This window comes from Microvirga arvi, assembly GCF_016892765.1.
GTDB classification, from domain to species: Bacteria; Pseudomonadota; Alphaproteobacteria; order Rhizobiales; family Beijerinckiaceae; genus Microvirga; species Microvirga arvi.
The window spans coordinates 161,094-184,833 of record NZ_JAFEMD010000001.1 but is presented as its reverse complement, the minus strand read 5'-3'; the positions used below and the strand labels follow the sequence as shown (position 1 = coordinate 184,833).

Sequence of the window (23,740 nt, the reverse complement as noted above, 5' to 3'; positions counted from 1 at the left end):
GGGCTTGGAACGCGAAAGTCACCTCTTGGCACAGAGGGATCGGCCATCAGCTCATCCGCTTGTGCCTAATGTCCTAGGATAGCTTCTTGATTCTCATCAGCTTGAAGAAGCCGCTCGGGAACAGGGACCTGAGTTCCACAACCTCCATGCGCCCCGTCCGGCGTGCCCAATCCTCGACCCGAGCGGCCTTGAAGGCCGAGCTCCAGCCGATCGCCTTGGCCAAGGGAGAAGCCATCTCCTCCAGAGTCGCGATAGGCCCCGAGGGCTGCCCCCAATGATTGGCCAGCACGATCTCCCCGCCAGGCTTGAGCACACGCATGAACTCGTCCAAAGCCTTCTCGGGTTCGGGCACGAGGGTGATGATGAACTGCGCCGTCACCGCGTCGAAAGTCCCGTCCGGAAAGCCGAGGTGGGTGACATCCATCACCTGCAGGCTTTTCACATGGGAAAGGCCTTTCTTCTCGACCTTGTCCTGCGCCCGGCGGAGCATGTCCTCCGACAGATCGACTCCATAGACCTCGGCGTGCTTCGGATAATAGCCGAGGGACAAGCCCGTCCCGACGCCGGCCTCGAGAATCTTTGGACCGCAGGCGACAGCAGCGTTCACGGCGGCGCGCGCGGCCGGCTCCGTCAGCTTGTCATAGACGAGGTCGTAGATCGGCGCCCAACGCGCATAAGCCTTGCGCATCAGGACGGTGGTCGCTCCATCCGTCATATAGATTCCTTCGGTCGAGGCCTCAGGCCGCGGCGGGCGCGGTTTCGGCGATTGTGCGAGCTATGGTGCCCCCGCCAAGGATCCGTGCCCGGGGCGCATCGCTCTCATAGATGACACAAGCTTGGCCGGGAGACACCCCATCTTCCGCCGATAACAGCTCGACAATAGTGCTGGTTCCTGTGGATCGTAAGGTGGCGGGACGCGGCTCGCGGGTGGAGCGGACGCGCACGGCCACCTCCATGCCCTCCTCGCGTAAAGAGTCGAGCGGCACGTCGCCGAGCCAGTTCACGTCGGTCACGCGGATCAGCCGGGTGGCCAGAGCCTCGCGGGGGCCGACCACCACGCGGGCCTCCTTGGCCTCGAGACGGACCACGTAGAGCGGCTCGCCGACGGAAAGGCCCAGGCCCTTTCGCTGACCTACCGTGTAGTGGATGATGCCCTCGTGGCGCCCGAGCACCCGGCCATCGACATGGACGATCTCGCCGCCCTGAACGGCGCCGGGCTTCAGGCGCTCGATCACGTCGCTGTAGCGCCCCTGCGTGACGAAGCAGATATCCTGGCTGTCAGCCTTCTCCGCCACGGTCAGCCCGAATTCCCGCGCCAGCTCGCGGGTCTGCTCCTTGGGCAGCTCACCGAGGGGAAAGCGCAGCAGGTCGAGCTGCTCCGGCGTGGTGGCATAGAGGAAATAGCTCTGGTCCCGGTCCGGATCGGCGGCCCTGTGAAGGGCGCGGCGTCCGTCCGGCAGGGCACGGCTTGCCACGTAATGACCGGTGGCCAGGACGTCGGCGCCGAGCTCCCTGGCGGTCTCCAGGAGATCGCGGAACTTGATGGAGCGGTTGCACTCGACGCAGGGGATCGGCGTCTCGCCCTCCAGATAGCTCTGGGTGAAGCGGTCGATCACGGCCTCGCGGAAGCGGGCCTCGTAATCGAGCACGTAATGGGGAATGCCGATGGCCTCCGCCACCCGGCGGGCATCGTAGATGTCCTGGCCGGCGCAGCAGGCGCCCTTGCGGTGAGCGGCGGCGCCATGATCGTAGAGCTGGAGCGTGATTCCGATGACGTCATAGCCCTCGCGCTTGAGCAGGGCTGCGACCACGGAGGAATCCACGCCGCCCGACATCGCCACCACGACGCGGGTCTTCGAGGGTTCGGTAGGCAGGTCGAGTGAGTTGAGCATGTTTCCGTCCAGAGGCGCCGTTCAAGGCGGCGCACGGGAGGGGCCAAAGCCCTTCTATAGCGCATCGTGTGGAAAAGTGGACCCGGTTTTCCGCGCCCGACGATGCGCCAGCATACAGAAGAAGCATCGGCTGGATCCCAAAAGTGCAAGTCCACTTTTGGGCCCGATGCTCTTGCGCCACAATTCTTAAAGGGAAAGTGCGCCGAAATAAGCCAACGTTAACGTTTATGGCTAAGCTTAGGCACTCTCGATAACCGCCTGACAGGGCTTAGGAAAACATTAAGTCCCGTCGCGTAGGTTCGAGCCACTGAGGTCGTTGAATTTTTGTGTGAGCGTATCATGACCGAACCCCACCGCCCAAGGGTCAAGTATGTCATTGGGCCCGATGGCAGTCCCCTGACGATTGCCGACCTTCCTCCCACCAGCACCCGCCGCTGGGTCATCCGTCGCAAGGCCGAAGTCGTCGCTGCCGTCCGCGGCGGTCTCCTAAGCCTCGAAGAAGCCTGCCAGCGCTACACTCTGACCACCGAGGAGTTCCTCAGCTGGCAGCTGTCCATCGATCAGCATGGCTTGGCAGGCCTGCGCACCACGCGCATCCAGCAATACCGGCAATAAGCACGCCGGCAAGCTCTATGATGAGGCGCTGCTCACCCGAGCCAGCGCCTTTTTCATGATCTCCGCTGATTTTTCCCGCCAAAGCTCAGCCGTTAAGAGCTTCCTAACCATAGAATGAGCATAAACTCCTGAATCACTTCCCTTAAGGCAGGATCTCATCGTGCTCGGCACCCAGGATCTGTTGGTACAGCAAGGCTTTTCCGATGCAAGGATCGCTCCATCCTTTCCTGCCGAACAGGAGCAAATCGTCGAAAACCTGGGGCGCATCCTGGTCGGTCGGACCATCGCCGATGTGGAGCGGCATCTGATCCTCGGCACTCTTGCCCATTGCTTCGGCAACCGGACCCATGCGGCGAGGATCCTCGGCATTTCGATCCGGACCCTGCGCAACAAGCTCAACGAGTACATGGAAGCGGGCTTCGCCGTGCCGGAGCCGGGACAAAGGCCGGCTGCGGTCGTCTGACGATTGCCGCCCGCTAGAGCATATTTCGGCGAAGTGGATCCGGTTCGCCGTCAAAATATGCGGCAAGCCAAAGAAGAGAAATGATTCCACGTCAGTGGAAACAGCTCTAGAGTTTCCGAAGCCAGAGGCTGGTTTCGTGGGCGTCGGGAACCAGCGGCAGCTCGGCGAGGATCCCTCGGGAGAGAGCCTCCCGATGCTCCTTCACGACATGATGGCTGGCAAAGACGAGTTCGTAACCCCTCCCCTGCACAAGCGTGCCGACCAGCAATTGCTCATTGTAGCCGCGCCAAGCCCAGACTTCGGGATAGCGATCAGGCAGGGTGATGTCATGGATGTGAATCAGCGTTCCGCTGGCAAGACGCGGCAGCACATCCAGGAAGAGACGGTCCACATCGGTACCCGGCATGGCGATATGGCTGGAATCGATGAAGAGGATGTCGCCCGGCACCAGGGCCTCGAACACGGCGGGATCGGCATCCCGCAGGAGAGCCTGCCTGTGCTCGACATCGAGCCTGTTCAAGGTCGCTCGAGGCTCGGGATCGATGCAGGTGATGCGGGTGGAAAGTTCGCCATCCTGCACGGCCTGAGCCATGAAGCGGGTCGAATGGCCGGAGCCGATCTCCACGATTCTCTGCGGTCTCTCCCGGCGAACGATGGCATAGGCCGCAGCTGCATCGAGGCGTGGGAACCAGCTTTGATCGAAACGCGCCGGGCTCTTGCCGTCCAGAATGGCTTTTAGATCGGCGCTATGGCTTTCGATGCTCTCCAGCACGCTTGAGAACTGAGACTGCGCCGCTTCGAACACGGGCTGCAGCGCCGGGTAGCCCAGCGGCTCGATGCTGCCCGCATAGCGATAGGGAATGAAGAAGCCGAGAGGCCTGATGCCGAGGAGCGTCGCCAGACCGAAGCGCAACCTGCGCCAGAAGACAGTCATTGATCGGAGGAGGAGAGAGGCGGCGGCGGCACGGAGCCATCGGCGGTGACCATCCGGCCGCGCCAGGCCTGCGCCAGACGCGCTCTCTCGAACATCAGGACCACAACGAGCGAGAGGCCGAAGGGGATCAGGAGATAGAACAGGCGGAAGATGATCAAGGCCGCCAGCACATCAGCCTTGGGGATATCGGGCATGGCAGTGAGGAAAACGAGCTCGAACACCCCCAGGCCGCCGGGGGCATGGCTCACCAGGGCCGCCGAGAAAGAAGCCAGGAATACGGCGAGAACGATGATGAAACTGGGCTCGAGATGCGCGGGGAGCACGAAATAGATGATGCCGGCAGCGCCCAGGAGCTCGAGCGGCGCCGCGATCAGCTGGCGCACCATGATGGCCGGACGCGGATATTCGAGCTTGGCCTTGCGGATGACGAGCGGCGGCAGGTGCAGGACTGAGCCGGCCACATAGAGCGCGACGAAGGCGAGCAGCAGCAGCCCGACAGTCCGGGCCGTGGCCGGATTGGTCAGCATCGATGGCAAAAGCTCCTCGAGCCGGTGCAGCAGGGTCGGATCGGCCACCAGGACGATGCCGCCGAGCAGGATGGTGCCCAGCCCGAAGGTGAAGGAGCAAAGGGCCACCAGCACGGCGATCTGCGGCGCCCCCAGCCCCTTCGAGGTATAGGCCCGGTAACGCACGACGGCGCCGGAGAAGACCGAAGCGCCGATATTGTGGGAAAGGGCATAGGTCGTGAACGACGTCACGGACACGAACAGCCAGGAGATGTGATGCACGCCGAGATGCAGCAGCGCGATCCGGTCGTACCAGGCGAGAGCCGCATAGGCGACAAGGGTCGAAAGACCGGCCAGGGCATAGCGGTGAGACGGAACGGCTGTCAGACTGTCCCAGACGTCATCCAACGACATGCCGCGAAGTTCGCGATAGAGAAGCCAGCCGGAAACGATGACTGCCAGCAGCCCGATCACGGGCCAAATGAACTCACGCACGTTCTTCATCGAGCCGGCAGACCTCCCTCATTGCCTCTTCTGTGCCCACAATCCCTTTGGTCTGCAAGGGGATAATGGCCCGCAGCCACATGACATAAGGTCCAAGGCGAGAAGCGTGACGTTGGGGGACAATCGCTTTATCAAGCAGCCTCGAACTTGGAGACTTCAGAAGGCAGCGGCCCATGGCGAATGAACCGGCAGTGGCTCTCAATCTCACCGGCTATACCGATCTGTCCCCGGACAAGATCGCAACAATCGTCACCTATCTCGAGATGCGCGAAGCGCCGGCCCTGCCTTTGATCCGGCATCCGGAGGGCTGGATCCTCCAGCGCATCGATCAGGACCGCCCGCGCTACCGGTCGTTGTTCCGTAAGGTTGGGGAGCCCTGGCTCTGGTTCAGCCGGGCGGTGATGGCGGATGAAGAGCTCGCTCAGATCCTCGATGATCCGAAGGTGGAGGTCTATGCCCTTCAGGATGGAACCACCGACGTGGGCCTGCTCGAACTCGATTTCCGTGCCGGGGATGAGGTCGAACTCGCCTTTCTCGGGCTCGTTCCGGGCTTCATCGGACAGGGGGCGGGACTCTTCCTGATGCACGAGGCGATCCGCCGGGCCTTTGCCAGGCCGATCCGGCGCTTCTTCGTCCATACCTGCACGCTCGACTCGCCCGGCGCTCTCGCCTTTTACATCCGCGCGGGCTTCACGCCCTATCGGCGTGCCATCGAGGTGGCGGACGATCCGCGGCTACTCGGATTTCTTCCTCGCGAGGCGGCACCCCACATTCCGGTGTTGTCGCCAATATAAAAAGGGCGCGCCCGAGCGGGCACGCCCTTTCGAATTCGCCTGCAGTGTCGTTCAGGCCGTCGCGCGCACCGCGCGGCCCTGCCCGATCTGGCCGATCGCCGCGTCGAGGGAGCGTTCGCGGTCCTCGAGGCTCTCGGCCCGTTTCAACTCCTCGAACGCCTCTCCGAGTTCGGCCTTCGCATCGTCGAGCTGGATGTGCAGGTTCTGAGCCGAGAGGCGCAGGTTGTCCCGCCGCTGAGCCGCAGCGCGCGCGTAGGTTGGGTAGGCAAAGTGGTTGGGGTCGGCGATGCCGGCCTTCTGCTCTTCCGCTGCGATTTCCCGATCAAGGTCGGCCGCCATGCGGTCGAACTCGGCGATCATCATCTCGATCTGCGCCACACGTCGACGCTTCTCGTCGACCTGAAAACGCTTGAGGCGGATGAGCGTGTCCCGCGACTTCATCTTGATTCAACTCCACACGTCGCTGTTTCATTTCGCCTCACGGATCGCTCAGTTATCCGCCAGACATGCGACACCATCGCCGATGGAGGTTGACCTTTCCTTACCGGTCGCGACAAAAAATTCCTGTGATCTCAATCCCCTGCGCGAAGTCTTTCGTCAAATTTGCGTGTTTCGGACCTCGTAAACCATTCGTTTACCGATTTCGTTAACACTGGCTCAGTCACGGGCGCGGTTCCCTCGGAGCCATCCCCGAGGCAGGGCTGAAACGCTTGGGCGGCAAGCTTTTGGGATGTTCTAAGGCGGTTCCCTATGGTTACCCAGAATCCACAGGTTAGCGGCCTTCGGCGGATGATCCGCCTGTCAAGTTCGTTAAGCGCTTGCGTCCCAGAATCAGGGTTTGTTAACCATTCCGTACTAGCGTTTCGAATCAGTTCAAAAGAGCATCCGCCCCAGGCCCGGTGGTGGATGGACAGCCTTCCGCTGTTCCAAAGCTCAAGGGCAGGGGCTGGGGATTGAACATGCGCGTACTTCTGATCGAAGACGACAGCGCGACAGCGCAAAGCATCGAATTGATGCTGAAGTCCGAGAACTTCAACATTTACACGACGGATCTCGGAGAAGAGGGCATCGACCTCGGCAAACTCTACGATTACGACATCATCCTTCTCGACCTGAACCTCCCCGACATGTCGGGCTACGAGGTGCTGCGGACTCTCCGGGTCGCGAAGGTGAAGACGCCGATCCTGATTCTCTCCGGCATGGCCGGCATCGAGGACAAGGTGAAGGGTCTCGGCTTCGGCGCCGACGATTATCTCACCAAGCCGTTCCACAAGGACGAGATGGTGGCCCGCATCCATGCGATCGTCCGCCGCTCGAAGGGTCATGCCCAGTCGGTCATCACCACCGGCGACCTGATCGTCAATCTCGACACCAAGACGGTCGAGGTCGGCGGCGCCCGGGTGCACCTGACCGGCAAGGAATACCAGATGCTGGAGCTTCTCTCCCTGCGCAAGGGCACCACCCTCACCAAGGAGATGTTCCTCAACCACCTCTATGGCGGCATGGACGAGCCGGAGCTGAAGATCATCGACGTCTTCATCTGCAAACTGCGCAAGAAGCTCGCCAATGCCTCGCAGGGCCGCAACTACATCGAGACCGTCTGGGGCCGCGGCTATGTGCTGCGCGAGCCCAGCGAGGCGGATGTGCGCATCGCGATCTAACGCCCTCGACGGCAGAAACGACGAAGCCCGGCCAAGTGCCGGGCTTTTTTATTGAGCATCCGAAGAAGGGATCTTCAACTGCCCTTAGACAGTGGCAGACCGGATCGTCACCTCGTCGCCCTCGATGCTGAAGGCGACGCTCATGTTCGAGGCGCGGGCCACCATGCCGGCATAGAAGATCTGGATGCCATGGGCATCGACCGTGCCGGAATCGGAATTTCCGGCAAGCAGAGCTTCTGAATGTGCGGGAATGCGTGCATTCAGCCCCTTCGACACGATCGTGAAGGCACAGGCCTCCGCATCGCCCGTGACGCTCACCGCAATCGAACCGCCGCGCGGAATGGCGGTGGTGGCGATCATGATCAGATTGAGGAGGAGCTTCACCCTGTTCTTCGGGAACAGGAGCCGGGGAGCGGACCAGGAGAAGGTGATCTTGTCGTCGAGGAAAAGCCCGCGGGCCACCTGCTCGGCATCACCGAGATCGATGGAGGCGCCGGCGGAGCCTGCCGCGCCGAAGGCGAGCCGGGCGAACTGCAGACGGGCCGAGGCCTGCCTGGCGCTCTTCTGAATCAGGTCGAGCGCGAAGTCGCGCATGGAGGCGTCGCTGTCGTCCTCAAGAACCTCCAGCCCATTGACGATCGCACCCACCGGCGAGATCACGTCATGGCAGACGCGTGAGCAGAGGAGAGCGGCGAGGTCGAGCGAATCGAGGGAGATCGTGGCCATGAGGGCTCCGGAGGCACCGTAAAGTCAGCTGTACATTCATGAAATCGGGATTTCGACGGGCATGAATACAGCCAAACAGGAAAGAGAACGTGAACCGGGATACCCGGCTCCGAGTTCTTTGAAAAGCGGGCAAAAAGACATCGACAGCCCGCGAGGGAACAGGCACAAATCCATGATGCGCTTCGATGGACAGAACCCCGACGAGATCGCCCTGAAGCTCGCCCACATCGCCTGGGAGGCAGGACGGGTCCTGCGCGGCATGGAAAACGCGCTGATCGACAAGCGCATCAAGGATGATGGAAGCCCGACGACGGCCGCCGATCTGGCGGCGGAGCGACTCATTATCCAGCGCCTGAGCGAGGCCTGGGGGGGCGTTCCGGTGGTCGCGGAGGAAACCTCCAGCACGGCTCAGACAGACGAGTATTTCTTCCTGGTCGATCCCCTGGACGGCACAGGCGACTTCATCCACGGCACCGGCGAATACAGCGTCAACATCGCCCTGATCCGTGGAGACCGGCCCATGGCAGCCGTGGTGGCCGCGCCGGCCATGGGGTCAATTTGGATCGCCGGCGAGCGGGCCCGCACGAGTGCTCTGCCTAATAGCGGCGGGACGGATTTCGATTGGCGCGAGGCGAAGGTGCGTCCGGCGCCCGAGCAGGATCTCGTCGCGCTGGTGAGCCGCCGGCACGGCGACATCGCCACGGAAGCCTGCCTCTCGGTCCTGTCGATCGGTACGCGACGCATGACGTCGTCGGCCTTGAAATTCTGCCTCATTGCCTCCGGCGAGGCCGACATCTACGTGCGCTGCGGCCCGACCATGGAATGGGACACGGCGGCGGGCGACCATATCCTCACCTGTGCCGGGGGCAGCGTGGTCGGGCCTGGCGGAACACCCCTCACCTATGGACACGAGGAAAAGGGCTACCGGAACGGTCCTTTCGCAGCCATCGGGGACACCGCCCTCGCGCCGAGGCTGGATCTGCCCGTATCGGCCTCTGCCGCCTGAAACCGCTCCCCCACTCTCGAATACCCCTGCCGGCGCTCGGACGATTTCGCCTCGAAACCCACGCCAGCCTCTCGAAAGGTCATGACGTACAGAGATTGTTAGGGTTGATGACCTTAAGGTTCGGACCTCGATAGCAGCCTTTCGGCCCTCCTGGGCCGGATTGTCCCCTGTCTCATGCGAGGAGATAGCCCATGCGCTCCCGGTCCACGTTTCTTGCGGCAGCGGCTTTTGCCGCCCTGATCAGCGCCCTGCCCCTGCAGGCCTCGGCCCAAACCGTCCAACGCGCCTATGCTGGCAATCCCGGCAATCCGGAATCCTTCAATTCCAACGAACTGGTCGAGTCGGGCCACCAGTTCTTCGGCTCGGCCTCCCGCGGCCTTGCCCTCGCGCTCCAGGAGGCGATCCGCCGCTGGGGCGAACCCAATGGCTACATCCTGGGCCAGGAAGCCTCCGGCGCCTTCTTCGGCGGCCTTCGCTACGGCGAGGGCAAGCTCTTCACCCGCAATGCCGGGGATCGCCGCATTTTCTGGCAGGGCCCTTCCCTCGGCTTCGATGTGGGCGGCGATGGCGCCCGCACCATGATGTTGGTCTACAACATGCCTTTCACGGATGCGCTCTATAAGCGCTTCGTCGGCATGGACGGATCGGCTTATTTCATCGGCGGCTTCGGCGTGACGGCCGTAGCAGCGGACGAGATGATCGTGGTGCCGATCCGGGCCGGCGTCGGAGCGCGTCTCGGAGTCAATATCGGGTACCTGAAGTTCACCTCGGAGCCGACCTGGAATCCTTTCTAGGACCGTTCCCAGGCGCGAGTTGCCATCCTGCCAGTGGAAACCGGGCTCGGATGCGCTACAACGGCTCGTCTGGAGCATCAGCTCTGGAAAGCTGCGCAGGCACAAGGCAAGGTGCTTGAGCGTTACCGGTCAAGCACCTTGGAGTTGGCGTCCGCGTGATCGAAACAATCATGATTTTTGCGTTGGGGTTCGTCGCAGCCTCCCTCATCGCGCTCCTCATCATTCCGGCCATCAATGCGCGCGCGGAGCGTCTCGCCCGTCGCAGGGCCGAGGCGCTCTTTCCGATGTCGATCTCTGAATTGACGGCGGAGAAGGACCACCTGCGGGCGGAATTCGCCGTTCTCCAGCGGAGGATCGAGCGCAAGGCGGAAGCAGCGCTGGCCTACAAGCGTGAGAGCATGGAGGAGATGGGCAGGCGGGCCATTCGGATCGAAGCTCTCGAGAGCACCCTGGCCGAGCGCAACCAGACGGTAACCCAGCTCGAAGTGAACCTGGCCCATGCCCAGACCCGGCTGGCAGCCACGGATGAGGATCTCGCCCAGACGAGGACCTTCCTCGCGAGCACGCGCGAAACCCTGACCGCCCTCGAGAACGCTCACCGTGCGACCCTGAACGAGTTGTCCAACACCCGTATGGAACTGGAACTCACTCAGCACGAGCGCTCCAAGACAAAGACGGAGTTCCTTCACGCGGAGGAGAAGCTTGCCCGTCTGGAGGTGGAACTTGCCGATACGGACCGCCGGCTCACCTCGGCCCTGAGCGATCTGGATACGAAGCGGATCACCATCTCGGACCTCGAAACCCGTCTCATGACCCAGACGGCCCGGGGCAACGACTTCGAGCGGGCGCTGAACGAGCGGCACAGCGAGCTGTCAGACGAGCGCCTGCGCCTGGCGGAACTCGCCAAGGGCATTGCCGCCGAGCAGGAGCGCGGCCTGATCCTCGAACAGCGCATCCGCGAGATCGAAGCGGAGCGCGACGAGGCTCAGGAGCGGCTTGCGGGCCTGGAGGTTTCCGGAGGCCAGAACGACGAGCTGCGCCGTCAGATCTCCGAAGTGGCTGTTCAAATCATGAAGAGCGGCGGCGATGCTTCGTCCAATGACAAGCCTCGCGAGAACAACAGATCCCGTGAGGGCAAGCGGCGTCGCTCGGTTGGGAAGTAGTCTCTGCCTTTGGGCGCTATTTCGGATCGACCCCCTGGCTGCTGCCTGGCGGGCGGATGACAGGTGTCGTGCCGGGGTTGGGCACGGGCGCCGGCACGGTGATATCCGGCGTTGCGGTCTCCGGCGGCCGGATCACGCCGTCGGTCTGCTCCAGCTTCTCGCTCAAGGTCTTGGTTGATCCCGTCTCGGATGGACCATTGCTGCCGGAAAGGTTGCTGTCAGGCTCGACTTTCTCGGCTGGCATCTGGTTCGGCGCAGGCATGTTCGGGGCTTGCTGCTGCAGAACTTGCGGGTTCTGCGCCAGGGCAGCCGTCCCGAGGCAGCCTGCCAGGATCGTCGATAAGACCAGCACACGCTTCATGGGTCGCTCCTTTGAAAAGGCAACGGACGACCCACAAGGGGGTTCCGGCAGCGCTACTCGGCGGCAAGAGCCGGGGCGCTGGCCATGGTCAGGTAAAGCTCGCGCAGCCGCTTCGTGATCGGGCCCGGCTTCCCATCCGCAACGGGACGGCCGTCGATGGAAACCACGGGCAGGACGAAGTTCGAGGCGCTGGTCAGGAACGCCTCGGCGGCGTCATAGGCCTCCTCGACCGTGAACTGCCGCTCCTCAAGGGCAATCCCGACCTCCTCCGACAAGCGCAGGAGGGACATGCGGGTGATCCCCGGCAGGATGGCGTTGGACAGAGGACGCACGACGATGCTGCCCTTCTTCGTGACGATGAAGGCGCTCGACGAGCCGCCCTCGGTCACGAAGCCATCCTCCACCATCCAGGCCTCCTGGGCTCCGGCTTCCTTCGCCGCCTGCTTGGCGAGAACCTGGGCGAGCAGATTGATCGACTTGATGTCCCGCCGGGCCCAACGCTGATCGGGCACGGTAATCACGGCGATGCCCGCCCGGGCTGCCGGAGCATGGGCGATGGACTTGGCCTGGGTGAACATGGCCACCGTGGGCTTTGCGTTGTCGGGAAAGAAGAAATCCCGCTCCGCCACCCCGCGGGTGACCTGGAAGTAGATGAAGCCTTCCGTCATGCCGTTGCGACGGACGATCTCCTCCTCGAGGGCAGTCCACTCGGTTCGCGTATAGGGGTTGAGGATGCGCACCTCGGCAAGGGAGCGCTCCAGACGCTCGAGATGGGCCTCGTTGTCGATCAGCCGGCCGTCGAGCACCCCGATGCCTTCATAGACACCATCCCCGAACAGGAAGCCACGATCCATGAACGGCACTTTGGCCTCGTCAATCGGCAGGAAGGAACCGTTCAGGAAGACAATGCGGGACATGGAAACCTCGAAAGTCGTAACTCGTCTCAACCAAGCTTAACCTATGGGCAGCTGAGCCGCGCGATCTATATGGCCAAGGGCACCTCAAGCTTCAGCGATAGGTACCTCCATCATGAGACTAGCGCCACTTCTCATTTTGAAAGCTCTGCCGTTCCTGTTCATGAGTGCACCGGTCATGGCCGGGCCCCAGGAGGCCGAGAACTGGTTCAAGGAGCAGGGCTATGTCCAACCCGCCGGAAGCCGCATCATCGCCTGTCACGGTTATGGATGTGCGCGGCGGCTGGCAATTTCGGTGGATGGAGCATGGCTGAGCCGCGCAGTCGCGTCTCTAAGGGCCGCCCAGGGCTCGCCTGATGCGGAGAGGCGGGCACTGGCCGAGGTGGTTCGATCCTACACAGCCTATATCGCGGCATCCTTCGGGGGCAAACCCGACGTTCCGGGCTCGCCGCCTCAGATGTCGGGCGTTCATGGCCAGATGGATTGCCTGGACGAGACCGCGAACACGACAAGCCTGCTCCTGATCCTGCAGGATCAGGGGCTGCTCACCCATCATATGGTGGAGCATCCGGAGTCGCGCGGATTTTTCTTTGATGGTCGCTACCCGCATTTTACGGCAGTGATCGCCGAGAAGAGGACGGGAGCCGAATGGGCCGTAGACCCGTGGAAGAAGCCTCCGGGGCACCGGCCGGATATCCTGCCGCTCGATCGGTGGCGGCAGGATTCCTGACGGGCCTGAACGGCAGCGTGCTTATTTGAGGTGCTGGGCCAGATGCTTGTTCATCTCGAACATTGTCACCTTCGGCTTGCCGAAGATCGGCTGAAGCTTGTCGTCAGCCAGGATCTCGCGCTTGTTCTCGGGGTTCTGCAGGTTGTTCTTCTTGATGTATTCCCACATCTTGCTCACAACCTCGCCGCGCGGCAGCGGATTAGAGCCAACGATCACAGCCAGCTCCTTTGACGGCTGCAAGGGCTGCTGCAGCGCATTGGGCTTGGAGCCGGCAGCCTTCTTGGCGGCAGGCTTGGCAGCAGCCTTCTTCGTACCGGCTTTTGCGTCAGTCGTCTTGGTTGGCATGTATTCCTCCGGGAATGGTATGGGAAAGCTCATCGACAGCCCTGAACCAGGCCCGAAAAGCTCAATGACCAACCTTCGATCGGATCTTCCGGAGAGGATGTCCAGCCCCCGGCCCCTGATGAAGGTCAATTCCGGCAGAGCTTATGTCCGCTCAACGCCGTCAGCAAGATCGAGTTCAGGAATTTAGGCTGTTTTCGGAAACGGCAGGATCTTGGCATCACGCTCTACGGACGTCCGTGTGGTTTGAGCAACATGAGAGTCGCGTTTCGTGCGCTCCGCTGCGGAGACCACATGCGAGACGATCGCATCGTTGGGACAAGGTTTCGCCAGGAAGGCCGCTCCGGGGGGAAGATCCCCTTCCGAAGGCCATTGCCGCCCCGACATGATCAAAATCTCAGTTTCCGGCCAGGAGAGATGCACACGGTGAGCGAGCTCGAAGCCGTTGCATCCGACAGGCATGTCCACATCGGTCAGAAGAACGTTGACCTCCAGGCCAGATTCAAGAATCTCCAGCGCCTCTGCCCCGTTAGCAGCTTCGACAACCTTGAATCCGATGTCTTCGAGAAGATCGGAAATGAAGAGGCGGATCAAAGGCTCATCTTCAACCAGGAGAATGGTGGACTGGGCGGAATACATCAATGCAACGACTCGTGACACAATCCTCAACAACGAGGACATAATCTTTTGGTTCCATGCAGGCCCAGGCTCTTTTGAAACTTTATCCCGTTTCCAGCTCCGTGGTCTGTCTCATCTCCACGTAATGCGCCAGGCCTTCGGTTGCAATGTTCTTCAACTTTGCTTCGATCTCGAAGTCGGACCAAGAGAGATGTCGCATCACCAGATCGTTGACGGCCTTGTTCCACATGAGGTCCGAGTGAGCGCGCAGATCCTTCGGCTTGATTCCCGATGCCACGAGCGCTTTGAAATCGGGAAGAGCTTGGATATCCCAATCCGGTAGGAGGTCTTCGCGGGATATGCTCACATGACTCACCGGCCTTACATCGCGCCACGACTCGATGATGCGCGCAATCCTGGGATCATCCGGCTCGATGTACTCGCCCTGGCTCATAATCCAGTGGTGATGAAGATCGAGAACGAGAGGCACGTCGTCCGCTAGAGGCAGGAGATCGTCAAGACCGAAGCTGACTTCGTCGTTCTCGATCGTGATCAGATTGCGCGCAGGCTTCGACAGGTGCGCAAGACCGCTTCGGATCCCCTCCGCACCCAGAGCCTTCGCGCCTCCATGGATGTTGATGTGGGCTCCGTGCGGATGCCAGCCTTCGCCATAGCCCATGAGGACCATCACTTCTGCATGATACTCGAATTCAGCCAACCCATTGGCAGCGGCAGAGAGATTGGCGGAGGCAATCACGCAGAACTGGCCAGGATGCATGCTGAGACGCACATCCTTGGCTCGGGCGAGCTGTCCTGCCTGTGCAAGCCTGGTCTCGATCAGGTGGCGCAGATCGGAGTCGCGATAGAGTTCCTGACAGCTTGAATGGGTATAGCCAGGCAGCAGATCGCTGGACAAGCGATGCAGGCGCTCGATCTTGGGGCGCCGGGCTACGTGCTCGATCTGAAGCCGGAACACTTCCAGATTATGCGCAACGACAGAGGCGAGCTTGTCATAAGCGGCCTTAGGCTCCAGACGGCCGAGATAGGACATCGTCACCGTCGACGTGTTCATCTTCCGCGCGGTCTCAGCCGAGCCGTCTTCGGGAATGTATTTGCAGCAGAAGCCGAATCGAAAGTCTTGCATGATGGGTGATGAAGTCACCGGGCGGGAACAGGTTCCTCCGCTTATGGCTCCTCAACAAGGAAGAAGACTTGGAACAGCGCGCTCAACGGTCTTGAGCAGGACCCTCTCTTCGAAAGGTTTCGCGACGAAGGCCACCTGTTGCAAGGTTTGGGGAAGGTCGGATGGCGTGGAAGCCGATACGAAGACGAAGGGGATGTGACGCCTCATGAGGGTTTCAGCCACACCGAAGCTCTTGCCGCCAATCACATCGATATCGAGCAAGGCGCAGTCAAACACGTCATCGAGATGCTGGTAGGCTTCCGCAAGCGAGCTGATGGAATCGATGACCTCATGTCCTTCGGCCTCAAGGATAGCCTGCAGATCAAAGGCAATTGCCGGATCGTCTTCGAGGATCAGAATACGCATGCCCCAACTCCATCACCTGATCCCTGAACAGGACCGCCTTTCGCGCAGAACCATTCGGCATAGGAAATTTTGGCCTTGTCCAGAGCCAACAAACTCGTTGGCGCCCTGTTCCTCTAGGATCCAGCGCTGCGAAGGAATTTAAGGGAATAGGGTTAAGAAAGAGCGACAATCCCTTGTAAGTCGTGAACCTCAATCCCATCTCAAGTCTACCCTGGCGGCATCAGTCCCGACCAGAAACGGTCATGCCGAGATGATGACGCCGGATGTACGCGCATCATCTTGCCGTGGCCGTTGTTGTTTCTGCAGAAGTGTTGAGCATCTCGGCAACTTCTGCGAAGCCACAAAAAAGGCACCGGTGGAAACCAGTGCCTTTTCTATATCCTCTACAAATCTGGGTTAATGGCGGTTGGCGTCAGGCCGGCCGCCGAATTCGCTTTCATGGCGGCTGAATTGGGTGTCGTCACCACTGAACGTCTCTTCCACATATTCGCGGCCCCGGTCAGCGGCCTCACGAGCATAGCGGAGTCCTTGGTTGCGGACCTCGTCCGCCCACTCGCCGAACATCTCGTTCTCACGGCGGGTGCGCGGCAGAAGAGCACCCAGCAACAGGCCTGCGGCCAGTCCGACCAAGCCTACCACCATGGGATTCTCGGATACGTAGCTCTGAACGCCGCCGCGAGCATTGCCGAAGGCCCGTGCGGAGCGGCCGCCCATCTGGCCTGCGCGCCGACGCTGCTGCGAATAAGCGCTGGACGCCCAGTCGGAGGCGCGATCATAGGTATCGCGAGCCCATTCGGAGGCGTCCTCATACACGTCCTCCGCCTTCTGGCGAACCTGATCGGCAGCCTGCTGAGCCTTGCCCATCGTGCCGCCCTGGTCCTGCGCATGCTGCGAGGATTGTCCGGAGGACTGACCCGTCGACGAAGCCTTGGATTGACCCGCAGACTGACCGCCGCCCGTCGTCGTGCCGGCGCCCGTCTTGTTAGCGCCCTGGGCGGATTTCTGGTCGTGCGCATGAGGCATGGGAGCCTCGCCGATGTTGCCGACGGAGGTGCCTGCGGAAACCTTGCCGGCGCCACTTTCGGTGCCGCTCTGCTTGTCCGCTTCCGGCTTGCCGGTATCGTTTCTGGTATTAGCCATGAAAAGCTCCTGTTCTGTTCATCAATAGCGGGAATTCATGCCGGGGCGCTCGAACATGGTGTCCGTCGCAGACTGGTGAGCGGCCTCTGCCCCATAGAGACGGGGATCCTCCGCCTCCATCAGCAGGTGCTCCTCCGTGATCAGATCCCCATCGGCTGCGATCAGCGGAGCCGGACGCAGAGGACGGGTCGGACGTCCGAGGCGATAAGCGAGAAGACCGATGCCCATCGCGATCAACATCACCGGCACGGGGTTGCGCCTGACCGTATCCAGAACGCGATCGTAGAGCGGCCCATATTGGCCGTTGCGCGCCGTCCCGAGCACGTCGTCGACAACCCCTGAGACAGTCATCTTGTCCTGGAGGCGATCGATGGTGTTGTCGAGTTGAGCGCGGCTGCGCTCGATGTCCCTCTCCAGTTCCTGCAGATCTTGCGACGTCATCATGCACCTCTCTCAGACAGGACTTCCGCATCGCGCTTGAGCGAGCGCATGGTCCTCTGCGGCGTCAGCGACGATGCCGTCATGGCATTGCGTCCCCACAGCCCGAGGCCGATGGCTATCACGGCCATAATCCCGCCGACGATGAGCGCGGCGAGAGCTTCCGAATTCACGACGGTCGCCAGCCACTCCACCAGCGCCTCGGTGAGCAGCATCACGGCTGCGATCGCGAAGACCGCCGCCGCGACCACCATGGCAAGCCCCATGAAGAGGGTCCGCATGTTCTGGGAAATCTCGGTCTTGAAGAGGGTGAATTCCTTCTGCGCAAGATCTGTCGATTCCCGCAGCGCCTCACCGACGAGACCCTGAATGGTTTGATTGCCGTTGCCCTGCATGGCAGCCTCCGTCACGCACTGGCCCTGGCGCCTGAGCGCTGCCCCTGCTGCCCCTGTTGCCGTGCACGACCCTGGCTGCGCTGAGCCGAGCCAGCGCTCATGCTGTCATAGCGCAGATCCTCGGCCGTGCTCTTGATGAAGCGCGCGGCAAGGAAGCCGACTGCCACAGAGACAGCGGCCACGGCCGCCGGCCGGCGGCGCACCACATCCTCGAACTCGTTGAAGAAGTCCGCGAAGCTACGGTCCCGGATCGAATCCGCCAGCTGCTCCAGCCCTTCGGCGGCCGTATCGACAACGGCACGAATGTTGGGCCGCTCGTCGAAGGAATGGGTGGATTCCCGCAGGGTCGTGGCAAAGTCGGCCACCGACTGCGCGATGTCGTCCTTGCGGCGGTCGACATAATCCGTCGCCTGCTCGCGGGCGGAATCAATGAAATAGCGGCTGCGCTCTACGGCTGCGCCTGCGATATCGCCGACATCGCCCTTCAGCGCATCCCAATCCTCATTGCCGTTGTCCTGCTGCCTGTTGGTGTTTTGCTGTCCCACGCCCATGGCCAACCTCTCTCAATCGCGAGGGAGTAACCACTAGAAGCGCGGCAGGTTCCGAACCTCTCCCAAAGCCAACACCTTGGAGGTCCTGTCGGTTCACAGCCCTAGCTGACGGAGGCGAGCCAGTCGACGAGGTCGGCAACCTTTCTGCGGGCTTCCTCGTCCTTCAGACGCAGGAAGCCGCGCACCAGCCGGTCGCTTTCCGACCGGGTCAGGAATTCGGCGACAAGACTGTCACCGGAGAACCCGCCTGCCCGCATTCCAGGAAGGCCCTCAAAGAAGAACTCGATGCTGACATCGAGGATGCTGGCGATATGAAGCAGGCGGCTGGCGCCAATGCGATTGACCCCCTTCTCATATTTCTGAACCTGCTGAAAGGTGAGCCCAAGGGCATCCGCCAGCTTCTCCTGGCTCATCCCTAGCATGATCCGTCTGGCTCTCACCCGGCTGCCAATGTGCTTGTCAATCTGATTTGGCGACTTCTGCAAGCACCACTCCTGCCTTTGCCGTAGCTCTCTATTGTCTATGTCAAATTTGTAACATTATCTATATCAAATATATAACTTTTGGTAGTATCATACCCCACCTGTCCTTAAAGTTGAAACTTACTTAAGGAGATGCGCGTGAGCGGCCGCAGCCTTGACTATGCAACAGAAGCCTTTGATTTCATCGATGGATTAGATCATTTGGCCACACCAGAGGATGTTGTGGATGCCGTGGCGAAATCATTCACGCTCTTCGGCTTTGAAAATTTCATCATCACAGGCCTTCCTAATCCGAAGGAAAGATTCGAACACGTCGTCCTGCTGAAAAAATGGCCTAAGGGCTGGTACGATATTTACGCCAAGGAAGATTACGTTAGGTCAGATCCGATCATTCGGCTCTGCAGGACCACAGCTCAACCCTTCGAATGGTCTGAAGCTCCTTACAACCGTGACACAGAGCCAAAGGCTGCCGAGATCATGGACCGGGCAACAGATTTCCGGATGAAGCAGGGTTTTTGCCTACCGATCCATGGGATCAACGGCTATGAGGCCTGCTTTTCTATGAGCGGCATAGATCTAGATCTCTCCCCCCGGACAAAGCCGGCCCTGCATTTGATGGCCATGTATGCCTTCGAGCGGGCGCGCCAATTGCTTAAGCCTAGACCATACGTTGGTTCCGGCCTGCTCACGCCTCGGGAGCGCGAGGCTCTGGTATGGGCTGCTGCCGGGAAATCTGCAGCCGACACAGGAGAAATTCTTGGCATCACTGAACGTACGGTGACGGCTCATATCGTCAGTGCCTGCCAGAAGCTTGAGGCCGTGAACAAAACACAAGCCGTAGCGCGGGCCCTTCAGTACAAGCTCATAGGATTATGATGAGCTACCTGTAAATTCCTACAATATCCTTTCATGTCTGGATGCGCGAAAACCCCTGCATAGATAAAGATGGGGGACAGCATACGATGACACAGATCCATGTTATCACCGCCGAAAATCAGCATTCTTACAAAGAAAGCTTAGAGGAATACTTCCGACTCAGACACAATGTCTTCGTTGATGAGCGAGGCTGGCGCAATCTACACCAGCCTGATGGACGGGAAGTTGACGCCTATGATAATCAAAACGCCGTTTATTTGCTTGCCATAGACCAGGATCGGGTTGTTGGAGGCCAACGCCTTTATCCAACTCTTCTGCCCCATATGTTGAGCGAAGTCTTCGGTCACATGGCTCAGCGAGGTCTTCCAAGAGCGCACACTATTTATGAGTGGACCCGCTATTTTGTGGTCAAGGAAAGGAGGATGGGGCGTACGGATTGTCGGCTTCTTGCTGCCATTCAACAATTTTGCCTTGAGGAAGGTGTAACGGAGCTCACTGCGGTCGTCGAAATGTGGTGGCTGCCCCGTTGGCAGCAGGTGGGCTTCCAGGTCCGCCCCCTAGGGCTGCCGACCATAATCGAAGGACAGCCTTGCATTGCTGCTTCGATCAAGATTTCACAAGAAAGCTTGGATCAGGTTCGCGGCCTTGCCGGCCTGCGCAACTTCAGCCTTGTGCGTCATGAAGATGTTTCCCCTATTCTGGATCGGGTGCCCCATGTCGCTGCCTGACGAGAATCCGCCGGTCGCCTCCTTCGTGCAGGAGGAAATGATCGAGGTGGCAACCCGCACCCTTGGGGTCTGTCTCTCCCACTTTCCTCCGATCGTGCGGCTGAGGCTCCTGGCTTTCATGCACCTGGTCGAGTACCCGGCCACCTTGAGAGCCGCGCTGGAGATCTCCCCGTCGGGCTCGATGCGCCTGATCCTGGATACGGATGTGGAACCCGGCCGAACCCATCATCACTGAGCCTTCTTGCCCCCGGAGGCTCAAAAGAAGACCCTCGCGCCGCCCGGCGGCGCGAGGGTCTTTGCCGTTTTCGGATCAGCTTAAGCAGCCTTGGTGTTGACGCGAGCCTCGGCGAGCTGGGTCAGAAGCTGGTCGGTCTTCTTCTCCTCCTGAAGGTTCTGATCGAGGAGCTTGGCGGCATCGCGCATGCCCAGTTCCTCGGCCCATGTCTTCAGGGAGCCGTAGCGGGTGATCTCATAATGCTCGACAGCTTGGGCAGCGGCCAGAATGCCGGCATCGAGAGCCACGCTCTCGGCGAAGTCTTCCATGACTTCCTTGCCTTCCTCGATGATGCCGTTGATGGCCTCGCACTGCACGCCGCGAGCCGGCTTGCCGAGCATTCCGAAGACCTGCTCCAGCCGCTCGATCTGGCCCTGGGTTTCTTCACGGTGGGTTTCGAAAGCCTGCTTAAGCTCCTCCGACTCGGCGGCCTTTGCCATTTTCGGAAGCGCCTTCAGGATCTGCTTCTCGGCATAGAAGACGTCCTTCAGCGTGTGAAGGAACAGGTCGTTCAAAGTCTTTTCCTTGGCGGACATCGTGACAACTCCTTGGTTGAAGCGTGGACTCAACGAGGGCCAAGCTTGGAGGTTCCTCGCCTGTTATTCGCTTGTGGACTTGGCACGGAACAACACCGCTTCGGGTCGCGTTCGGCCCAGGCAAATCAAGGAGAACTGAAGTGGCAAACATGATATCCGCCAGGGCCGGATCGCTGATGAACGGAGAGCCCAACCTCAGCACGGCGGAGCGCAGCCTCTACATGCTGGCCGGGTTGGGCTTGGCGGCCGCGGCCGCCAAGCCCCGCCCCAATCCGCTCCTGAACATCCTGGCGCTCGCAGGCGGATCATATCTGGCGTGGCGCGGTTATGTAGGTCAGTGCCCAGTCAAAGCGGCCCTGATGGGCTCCCAGGAGAGCGCTCGCCTCGCTCACCGCGGTTAAATAGGAAGGGCCACAGTGATCCCTGTGGCCCTCAACTCAAGATCGGCTTTGGAATGCTCAGTACGATGAGGTCGAGCGGCGTCCGGCGATCAGGCCATAAATGAAGAGAACGACGACCGCGCCGACAATGGCACCGATGAAGCCCGCCCCTTCATCCGCCCGGTACCAGCCCAGAGCCTGTCCGAGATAGGTGGCGATGACCGCACCCACGATTCCGAGGATGGTCGTCATGATGAAGCCCGACGGCTCGTTCCGGCCGGGCATGATCCACTTGGCGATCAGACCTGCCACAAAGCCGATGATGATGGTCCAGATGATGCTCATGAGATGGTCCCTATCTGTGTTGCCTCCACAGAGGAACGCGCATCTTCAGCTAAGGTTGCGGTGGATGCTTTTCCTAAGCGGGATTTTTCATGATCTCGCCTCACTTGAAGGCGACGCTTGAAACTCGTGCAGAGGGAAGCAACCGCCATGAACTCTTCCGCAGGCCATTGGAACTACGAATCCGTCCAGGCCCTTCTGGCTCTCGCAAGAGAGGGGGTCCCGGTCTCCGTGATCAGCCTGAAGCTGAAACGGTCGGTGACGGAGGTGCGGGCCAAGCTGGACGATCTAGGCATCACCCCGACTGCGGAAGTCTGAAGCCCTGAATGGCCATTGAGGTTTCAGAGCGCGGCGAGGCGTCTTCGAACCTTCAGTGTCTTCGCAGCGATGTCATGGGAAGGAATGGCGCGCCCGAAAGGATTCGAACCTCTGACCCCCAGATTCGTAGTCTGGTGCTCTATCCAGCTGAGCTACGGGCGCCCGATCGGCAGATCGCTGCGGAAAGCAACGTTGACCGAGGCCGGTGACATAAAGGGATCCGGTGCGGTTGGCAAGCCTCTTGTGCGGAAGTTTTGCCGAAAGCCTCAGTTTGCCTCTGCCGCGGACAGCCGGTCCGGAATCGTGATCTTGAAGCAGGTTCTGCCCTCCCCCTCGTCGAGGGTGATCGTTCCCCCATGGAGCCCGACGAGCTCTGCGGCGATCGGGAGGCCGAGCCCTGTCCCACCCTTCTGAGCCGACCCCTGAAAAGGCGTGAACAGATGGGCCTTGGCCTGCTCAGGGATTCCCGGGCCATTGTCCTTGATCAAAATCACGACCGTGCCGCCCTCCCGGCGAGCGGAGACATGGATGCATGGCTTGCCCTCGGGGGAGCCGGTCAGGCTCAGGGCCTGGACCGCGTTACGGACCACGTTCACCAGCACCCGCGAGAGCTGCTCCGGATCCGCGTCGATCATCAGGTTCTCGGGAACCTCTGCCTGGAAGGCAATGCCGACCTCGGGCGCAAGGTCCGTCAGGTTCGACAGCTCGTCGATGACGGGCGCCAGGGGAATGAGCCGTCGCTGCGGCAGAGGCTCGGTCGCCCGGCCATAGGCCAGTGTCGTCTCGCAGAAGGCGATGGCCCGGTCGAGAGTACTGACCAGCCTGGGCGCGATGCGCTGCACGGATCCGTCGCTGACATGATCGAGCCGATCCGTGAGGAGCTGGGCCGTCGTGAGCATGTTGCGAAGCTCGTGATTGATCTTGCTCACGGCAAGGCCGAGCTGCGCGAGGCGCCGCTTCTGGCGCAGCTCGTCGGCCAGGGTCGTCTCCATGCGGGCCAGGGCCTGCTCGGCGAGACCGATCTCGTCGCCGCGATCCGTCGGTTGGATAACCCGGGAGGCATCCTCAGGATTGCTGGAGAATTCCGCAATATTGCCCGTGAGGCGCCGGACAGGACGTACGATCACCCATTGCAGGGTGAGATAGACCAGGCTGGCCGTGATGATGGAGATGAAGAGCGACAGGAACAGGATGTTGCGCGAAAACTCGATCATCGCATGGCGCAGGGGCCGCTGGTCGAGAATCATCTCGACGAAGTCGACACCCATGCCCGAACCGATGACACGGATCGGCTTGTCGGCCGGATTGAGCAAGGTATCGAAGGCGTCCTGAACCAAGACCACCCATTTCGCGTCCCGCAGATCGACGGTCTTGCTCACCTCGGGCGGCACGTCGCCCGCCGCCAGGAGGCTCCGGCGTCCGCTGCCTCTCAGGGCGATGGCGCGCGCGCCCACGCCCTGAAGCAGGCGCATCTCGAGCTCTTCCGACAGGGTCTCCTCGGGAGCGGCGTCGAGCACCATGGCGGCAATCTGCGCGGCGGCCAGACGATCGTTGAGCCATGTGAGGCGGAAATTGGCGACGGAAGGCACATAAATGAGCACCTCCGCAATCATCACGAACAGCACCGTGAGCAGGAGCAAGCGCGCGGAGAGCCCGAACTGGCTCAGGATCCGTCCCGCAAGTGTGGTCTGCTCGCGACTCATTCACG

At 61.0% G+C, this 23,740-nt stretch carries 32 protein-coding genes, 1 tRNA gene and 1 pseudogene; 13 read left to right on the top strand and 21 right to left on the bottom strand.

Annotation, left to right across the window (positions count from 1 at the left end; all coding sequences use genetic code 11):
* Nucleotides 1-73: 73 nt before the first annotated feature.
* Complete coding sequence (locus ILT44_RS00990) at nucleotides 74-715, bottom strand: class I SAM-dependent methyltransferase (protein WP_204237680.1); 642 nt, start codon at nucleotides 713-715, stop codon at nucleotides 74-76.
* A 22-nt stretch (nucleotides 716-737) separates the two neighbouring features.
* Nucleotides 738-1,892 (bottom strand): tRNA 2-thiouridine(34) synthase MnmA, encoded by a 1,155-nt coding sequence (gene mnmA / locus ILT44_RS00985; protein WP_204237679.1) that lies wholly within the window; start codon nucleotides 1,890-1,892, stop codon nucleotides 738-740.
* A gap of 339 nt (nucleotides 1,893-2,231) precedes the next feature.
* Here mnmA and sciP point away from each other — a divergent pair, with 339 nt between their 5' ends.
* Nucleotides 2,232-2,507 carry a CtrA inhibitor SciP gene (sciP, locus tag ILT44_RS00980; RefSeq protein ID WP_036356763.1) on the top strand — a complete coding sequence of 92 codons (276 nt, stop codon included), beginning with the start codon at nucleotides 2,232-2,234 and terminating at the stop codon, nucleotides 2,505-2,507.
* Nucleotides 2,508-2,766: 259 nt separating this feature from the next.
* A pseudogene (locus tag ILT44_RS30655) lies at nucleotides 2,767-2,970 on the top strand (helix-turn-helix domain-containing protein); the annotation flags it as partial.
* A 106-nt stretch (nucleotides 2,971-3,076) separates the two neighbouring features.
* Here ILT44_RS30655 and ILT44_RS00970 read toward each other — a convergent pair.
* On the bottom strand, nucleotides 3,077-3,904 hold the full coding sequence (locus ILT44_RS00970; RefSeq protein ID WP_204237678.1) for a class I SAM-dependent methyltransferase: 828 nt from the start codon (nucleotides 3,902-3,904) through the stop codon (nucleotides 3,077-3,079).
* A complete protein-coding gene (locus ILT44_RS00965) occupies nucleotides 3,901-4,914 on the bottom strand; it encodes a lysylphosphatidylglycerol synthase domain-containing protein (protein WP_204237677.1) in 1,014 nt (337 codons plus the stop codon). Before ILT44_RS00965 ends, ILT44_RS00970 begins: the two co-directional genes overlap by 4 nt.
* Before the next feature lie 173 nt (nucleotides 4,915-5,087).
* Here ILT44_RS00965 and ILT44_RS00960 point away from each other — a divergent pair, with 173 nt between their 5' ends.
* Nucleotides 5,088-5,708, top strand: a complete 621-nt coding sequence (locus tag ILT44_RS00960) for a GNAT family N-acetyltransferase (protein WP_204237676.1) — start codon at nucleotides 5,088-5,090, stop codon at nucleotides 5,706-5,708.
* A 51-nt stretch (nucleotides 5,709-5,759) separates the two neighbouring features.
* Here ILT44_RS00960 and ILT44_RS00955 read toward each other — a convergent pair whose 3' ends face one another.
* Nucleotides 5,760-6,149, bottom strand: a complete 390-nt coding sequence (locus tag ILT44_RS00955; protein ID WP_204237675.1) for a flagellar export protein FliJ — start codon at nucleotides 6,147-6,149, stop codon at nucleotides 5,760-5,762.
* Between the two features lie 518 nt (nucleotides 6,150-6,667).
* Here ILT44_RS00955 and ctrA point away from each other — a divergent pair.
* The gene (gene ctrA, locus ILT44_RS00950) at nucleotides 6,668-7,369 is read left to right on the top strand and encodes a response regulator transcription factor CtrA (protein ID WP_204237674.1); all 702 of its coding nucleotides are present in this window, start codon (nucleotides 6,668-6,670) and stop codon (nucleotides 7,367-7,369) included.
* 84 nt (nucleotides 7,370-7,453) lie between these two features.
* Here the strand turns inward: ctrA and chpT are convergent, their stop codons facing one another.
* Nucleotides 7,454-8,095: a histidine phosphotransferase ChpT gene (gene chpT, locus ILT44_RS00945; RefSeq protein ID WP_204237673.1), complete on the bottom strand. Its 642-nt coding sequence runs from the start codon at nucleotides 8,093-8,095 to the stop codon at nucleotides 7,454-7,456.
* Between the two features lie 172 nt (nucleotides 8,096-8,267).
* Between chpT and ILT44_RS00940 the strand changes: the two genes are divergently transcribed.
* The 3 genes from ILT44_RS00940 to ILT44_RS00930 all read left to right on the top strand — a co-directional run bounded on the left by ILT44_RS00940 (nucleotide 8,268) and on the right by ILT44_RS00930 (nucleotide 11,058).
* Nucleotides 8,268-9,101, top strand: a complete 834-nt coding sequence (locus ILT44_RS00940) for a 3'(2'),5'-bisphosphate nucleotidase CysQ family protein (RefSeq protein WP_204237672.1) — start codon at nucleotides 8,268-8,270, stop codon at nucleotides 9,099-9,101.
* Nucleotides 9,102-9,292: 191 nt separating this feature from the next.
* The gene (locus ILT44_RS00935; protein ID WP_204237671.1) at nucleotides 9,293-9,895 is read left to right on the top strand and encodes a DUF1134 domain-containing protein; all 603 of its coding nucleotides are present in this window, start codon (nucleotides 9,293-9,295) and stop codon (nucleotides 9,893-9,895) included.
* A 170-nt stretch (nucleotides 9,896-10,065) separates the two neighbouring features.
* Nucleotides 10,066-11,058, top strand: coding sequence for a coiled-coil domain-containing protein (locus ILT44_RS00930; protein WP_204237670.1), 993 nt, complete (start codon nucleotides 10,066-10,068; stop codon nucleotides 11,056-11,058).
* A 16-nt stretch (nucleotides 11,059-11,074) separates the two neighbouring features.
* Here the strand turns inward: ILT44_RS00930 and ILT44_RS00925 are convergent, their stop codons facing one another.
* Together ILT44_RS00925 and ILT44_RS00920 are read right to left on the bottom strand one after the other, a co-directional pair.
* Nucleotides 11,075-11,419, bottom strand: a complete 345-nt coding sequence (locus ILT44_RS00925) for a hypothetical protein (protein WP_204237669.1) — start codon at nucleotides 11,417-11,419, stop codon at nucleotides 11,075-11,077.
* A gap of 53 nt (nucleotides 11,420-11,472) precedes the next feature.
* Nucleotides 11,473-12,336 carry a D-amino-acid transaminase gene (locus tag ILT44_RS00920; RefSeq protein ID WP_204237668.1) on the bottom strand — a complete coding sequence of 288 codons (864 nt, stop codon included), beginning with the start codon at nucleotides 12,334-12,336 and terminating at the stop codon, nucleotides 11,473-11,475.
* A 175-nt stretch (nucleotides 12,337-12,511) separates the two neighbouring features.
* Between ILT44_RS00920 and ILT44_RS00915 the strand changes: the two genes are divergently transcribed.
* Complete coding sequence (locus tag ILT44_RS00915) at nucleotides 12,512-13,063, top strand: hypothetical protein (RefSeq protein ID WP_204237667.1); 552 nt, start codon at nucleotides 12,512-12,514, stop codon at nucleotides 13,061-13,063.
* Between the two features lie 21 nt (nucleotides 13,064-13,084).
* Here the strand turns inward: ILT44_RS00915 and ILT44_RS00910 are convergent, their stop codons facing one another.
* The 9 genes from ILT44_RS00910 to ILT44_RS00870 form a co-directional block, all read right to left on the bottom strand.
* Entirely contained in the window at nucleotides 13,085-13,408 is a 324-nt protein-coding gene (locus ILT44_RS00910; RefSeq protein WP_204237666.1) for an SWIB/MDM2 domain-containing protein, read from the bottom strand.
* A gap of 183 nt (nucleotides 13,409-13,591) precedes the next feature.
* Nucleotides 13,592-14,044, bottom strand: a complete 453-nt coding sequence (locus tag ILT44_RS00905) for a response regulator (RefSeq protein ID WP_204237665.1) — start codon at nucleotides 14,042-14,044, stop codon at nucleotides 13,592-13,594.
* Between the two features lie 82 nt (nucleotides 14,045-14,126).
* Nucleotides 14,127-15,167: an apurinic/apyrimidinic endonuclease family protein gene (locus ILT44_RS00900; protein WP_204237664.1), complete on the bottom strand. Its 1,041-nt coding sequence runs from the start codon at nucleotides 15,165-15,167 to the stop codon at nucleotides 14,127-14,129.
* A 51-nt stretch (nucleotides 15,168-15,218) separates the two neighbouring features.
* Nucleotides 15,219-15,572, bottom strand: coding sequence for a response regulator (locus tag ILT44_RS00895; protein ID WP_204237663.1), 354 nt, complete (start codon nucleotides 15,570-15,572; stop codon nucleotides 15,219-15,221).
* Between the two features lie 396 nt (nucleotides 15,573-15,968).
* Complete coding sequence (locus ILT44_RS00890) at nucleotides 15,969-16,712, bottom strand: hypothetical protein (RefSeq protein WP_204237662.1); 744 nt, start codon at nucleotides 16,710-16,712, stop codon at nucleotides 15,969-15,971.
* 21 nt (nucleotides 16,713-16,733) lie between these two features.
* Nucleotides 16,734-17,156, bottom strand: coding sequence for a DUF3618 domain-containing protein (locus ILT44_RS00885; protein WP_204237661.1), 423 nt, complete (start codon nucleotides 17,154-17,156; stop codon nucleotides 16,734-16,736).
* Nucleotides 17,153-17,560: a phage holin family protein gene (locus ILT44_RS00880; RefSeq protein ID WP_204237660.1), complete on the bottom strand. Its 408-nt coding sequence runs from the start codon at nucleotides 17,558-17,560 to the stop codon at nucleotides 17,153-17,155. The genes ILT44_RS00885 and ILT44_RS00880 overlap by 4 nt, the downstream gene beginning before the upstream one ends.
* Nucleotides 17,557-18,096, bottom strand: coding sequence for a hypothetical protein (locus tag ILT44_RS00875; RefSeq protein WP_204237659.1), 540 nt, complete (start codon nucleotides 18,094-18,096; stop codon nucleotides 17,557-17,559). The genes ILT44_RS00880 and ILT44_RS00875 overlap by 4 nt, the downstream gene beginning before the upstream one ends.
* Before the next feature lie 101 nt (nucleotides 18,097-18,197).
* The gene (locus tag ILT44_RS00870; RefSeq protein ID WP_239467810.1) at nucleotides 18,198-18,581 is read right to left on the bottom strand and encodes a helix-turn-helix domain-containing protein; all 384 of its coding nucleotides are present in this window, start codon (nucleotides 18,579-18,581) and stop codon (nucleotides 18,198-18,200) included.
* 135 nt (nucleotides 18,582-18,716) lie between these two features.
* Between ILT44_RS00870 and ILT44_RS00865 the strand changes: the two genes are divergently transcribed.
* From ILT44_RS00865 to ILT44_RS00855, 3 genes are all read left to right on the top strand, one after another.
* Nucleotides 18,717-19,454 (top strand): LuxR family transcriptional regulator, encoded by a 738-nt coding sequence (locus ILT44_RS00865; RefSeq protein WP_204237657.1) that lies wholly within the window; start codon nucleotides 18,717-18,719, stop codon nucleotides 19,452-19,454.
* Between the two features lie 86 nt (nucleotides 19,455-19,540).
* Nucleotides 19,541-20,182: an acyl-homoserine-lactone synthase gene (locus ILT44_RS00860; protein WP_204237656.1), complete on the top strand. Its 642-nt coding sequence runs from the start codon at nucleotides 19,541-19,543 to the stop codon at nucleotides 20,180-20,182.
* A complete protein-coding gene (locus ILT44_RS00855; protein ID WP_204237655.1) occupies nucleotides 20,169-20,417 on the top strand; it encodes a hypothetical protein in 249 nt (82 codons plus the stop codon). Before ILT44_RS00860 ends, ILT44_RS00855 begins: the two co-directional genes overlap by 14 nt.
* A gap of 80 nt (nucleotides 20,418-20,497) precedes the next feature.
* Here ILT44_RS00855 and ILT44_RS00850 read toward each other — a convergent pair whose 3' ends face one another.
* Entirely contained in the window at nucleotides 20,498-20,992 is a 495-nt protein-coding gene (locus ILT44_RS00850) for a YciE/YciF ferroxidase family protein (protein WP_204237654.1), read from the bottom strand.
* A 149-nt stretch (nucleotides 20,993-21,141) separates the two neighbouring features.
* Between ILT44_RS00850 and ILT44_RS00845 the strand changes: the two genes are divergently transcribed.
* A complete protein-coding gene (locus ILT44_RS00845) occupies nucleotides 21,142-21,393 on the top strand; it encodes a YgaP-like transmembrane domain (protein ID WP_239467828.1) in 252 nt (83 codons plus the stop codon).
* 57 nt (nucleotides 21,394-21,450) lie between these two features.
* Here ILT44_RS00845 and ILT44_RS00840 read toward each other — a convergent pair whose 3' ends face one another.
* Complete coding sequence (locus ILT44_RS00840) at nucleotides 21,451-21,717, bottom strand: GlsB/YeaQ/YmgE family stress response membrane protein (protein WP_204237652.1); 267 nt, start codon at nucleotides 21,715-21,717, stop codon at nucleotides 21,451-21,453.
* A gap of 147 nt (nucleotides 21,718-21,864) precedes the next feature.
* Here ILT44_RS00840 and ILT44_RS00835 point away from each other — a divergent pair, with 147 nt between their 5' ends.
* Nucleotides 21,865-22,032 carry a hypothetical protein gene (locus tag ILT44_RS00835; protein WP_204237651.1) on the top strand — a complete coding sequence of 56 codons (168 nt, stop codon included), beginning with the start codon at nucleotides 21,865-21,867 and terminating at the stop codon, nucleotides 22,030-22,032.
* An 85-nt stretch (nucleotides 22,033-22,117) separates the two neighbouring features.
* On the opposite strand, the gene ILT44_RS00830 is transcribed toward ILT44_RS00835, so the two are convergent.
* Nucleotides 22,118-22,194 (bottom strand) — tRNA-Arg (locus ILT44_RS00830).
* A 104-nt stretch (nucleotides 22,195-22,298) separates the two neighbouring features.
* Entirely contained in the window at nucleotides 22,299-23,735 is a 1,437-nt protein-coding gene (locus ILT44_RS00825; protein WP_204237650.1) for a sensor histidine kinase, read from the bottom strand.
* Nucleotides 23,736-23,740: the final 5 nt, after the last annotated feature.

Coding starts and splice junctions, on each gene's coding strand:
- ILT44_RS00840 (WP_204237652.1), bottom strand. CDS start 21,717: ATGAGCATCATCTGGACCATCATCATCGGCTTTGTGGCAGGTCTGATC.
- ILT44_RS00965 (WP_204237677.1), bottom strand. CDS start 4,914: ATGAAGAACGTGCGTGAGTTCATTTGGCCCGTGATCGGGCTGCTGGCA.
- ILT44_RS00915 (WP_204237667.1), top strand. CDS start 12,512: ATGGCCGGGCCCCAGGAGGCCGAGAACTGGTTCAAGGAGCAGGGCTAT.
- ILT44_RS00825 (WP_204237650.1), bottom strand. CDS start 23,735: ATGAGTCGCGAGCAGACCACACTTGCGGGACGGATCCTGAGCCAGTTC.
- ILT44_RS00910 (WP_204237666.1), bottom strand. CDS start 13,408: ATGCCAACCAAGACGACTGACGCAAAAGCCGGTACGAAGAAGGCTGCT.
- ILT44_RS00875 (WP_204237659.1), bottom strand. CDS start 18,096: ATGGGCGTGGGACAGCAAAACACCAACAGGCAGCAGGACAACGGCAAT.
- mnmA (WP_204237679.1), bottom strand. CDS start 1,892: ATGCTCAACTCACTCGACCTGCCTACCGAACCCTCGAAGACCCGCGTC.
- ILT44_RS00900 (WP_204237664.1), bottom strand. CDS start 15,167: ATGCAAGACTTTCGATTCGGCTTCTGCTGCAAATACATTCCCGAAGAC.
- ILT44_RS00920 (WP_204237668.1), bottom strand. CDS start 12,336: ATGTCCCGCATTGTCTTCCTGAACGGTTCCTTCCTGCCGATTGACGAG.
- ILT44_RS00905 (WP_204237665.1), bottom strand. CDS start 14,044: ATGTATTCCGCCCAGTCCACCATTCTCCTGGTTGAAGATGAGCCTTTG.
- ILT44_RS00930 (WP_204237670.1), top strand. CDS start 10,066: ATGATTTTTGCGTTGGGGTTCGTCGCAGCCTCCCTCATCGCGCTCCTC.
- ILT44_RS00970 (WP_204237678.1), bottom strand. CDS start 3,904: ATGACTGTCTTCTGGCGCAGGTTGCGCTTCGGTCTGGCGACGCTCCTC.
- chpT (WP_204237673.1), bottom strand. CDS start 8,095: ATGGCCACGATCTCCCTCGATTCGCTCGACCTCGCCGCTCTCCTCTGC.
- ILT44_RS00940 (WP_204237672.1), top strand. CDS start 8,268: ATGATGCGCTTCGATGGACAGAACCCCGACGAGATCGCCCTGAAGCTC.
- ILT44_RS00835 (WP_204237651.1), top strand. CDS start 21,865: ATGAACTCTTCCGCAGGCCATTGGAACTACGAATCCGTCCAGGCCCTT.
- ILT44_RS00855 (WP_204237655.1), top strand. CDS start 20,169: ATGTCGCTGCCTGACGAGAATCCGCCGGTCGCCTCCTTCGTGCAGGAG.
- ILT44_RS00885 (WP_204237661.1), bottom strand. CDS start 17,156: ATGATGACGTCGCAAGATCTGCAGGAACTGGAGAGGGACATCGAGCGC.
- ILT44_RS00960 (WP_204237676.1), top strand. CDS start 5,088: ATGGCGAATGAACCGGCAGTGGCTCTCAATCTCACCGGCTATACCGAT.
- ILT44_RS00845 (WP_239467828.1), top strand. CDS start 21,142: ATGATATCCGCCAGGGCCGGATCGCTGATGAACGGAGAGCCCAACCTC.
- ILT44_RS00955 (WP_204237675.1), bottom strand. CDS start 6,149: ATGAAGTCGCGGGACACGCTCATCCGCCTCAAGCGTTTTCAGGTCGAC.
- ILT44_RS00895 (WP_204237663.1), bottom strand. CDS start 15,572: ATGCGTATTCTGATCCTCGAAGACGATCCGGCAATTGCCTTTGATCTG.
- ILT44_RS00925 (WP_204237669.1), bottom strand. CDS start 11,419: ATGAAGCGTGTGCTGGTCTTATCGACGATCCTGGCAGGCTGCCTCGGG.
- sciP (WP_036356763.1), top strand. CDS start 2,232: ATGACCGAACCCCACCGCCCAAGGGTCAAGTATGTCATTGGGCCCGAT.
- ILT44_RS00935 (WP_204237671.1), top strand. CDS start 9,293: ATGCGCTCCCGGTCCACGTTTCTTGCGGCAGCGGCTTTTGCCGCCCTG.
- ILT44_RS00890 (WP_204237662.1), bottom strand. CDS start 16,712: ATGGCTAATACCAGAAACGATACCGGCAAGCCGGAAGCGGACAAGCAG.
- ILT44_RS00860 (WP_204237656.1), top strand. CDS start 19,541: ATGACACAGATCCATGTTATCACCGCCGAAAATCAGCATTCTTACAAA.
- ctrA (WP_204237674.1), top strand. CDS start 6,668: ATGCGCGTACTTCTGATCGAAGACGACAGCGCGACAGCGCAAAGCATC.
- ILT44_RS00990 (WP_204237680.1), bottom strand. CDS start 715: ATGACGGATGGAGCGACCACCGTCCTGATGCGCAAGGCTTATGCGCGT.
- ILT44_RS00850 (WP_204237654.1), bottom strand. CDS start 20,992: ATGTCCGCCAAGGAAAAGACTTTGAACGACCTGTTCCTTCACACGCTG.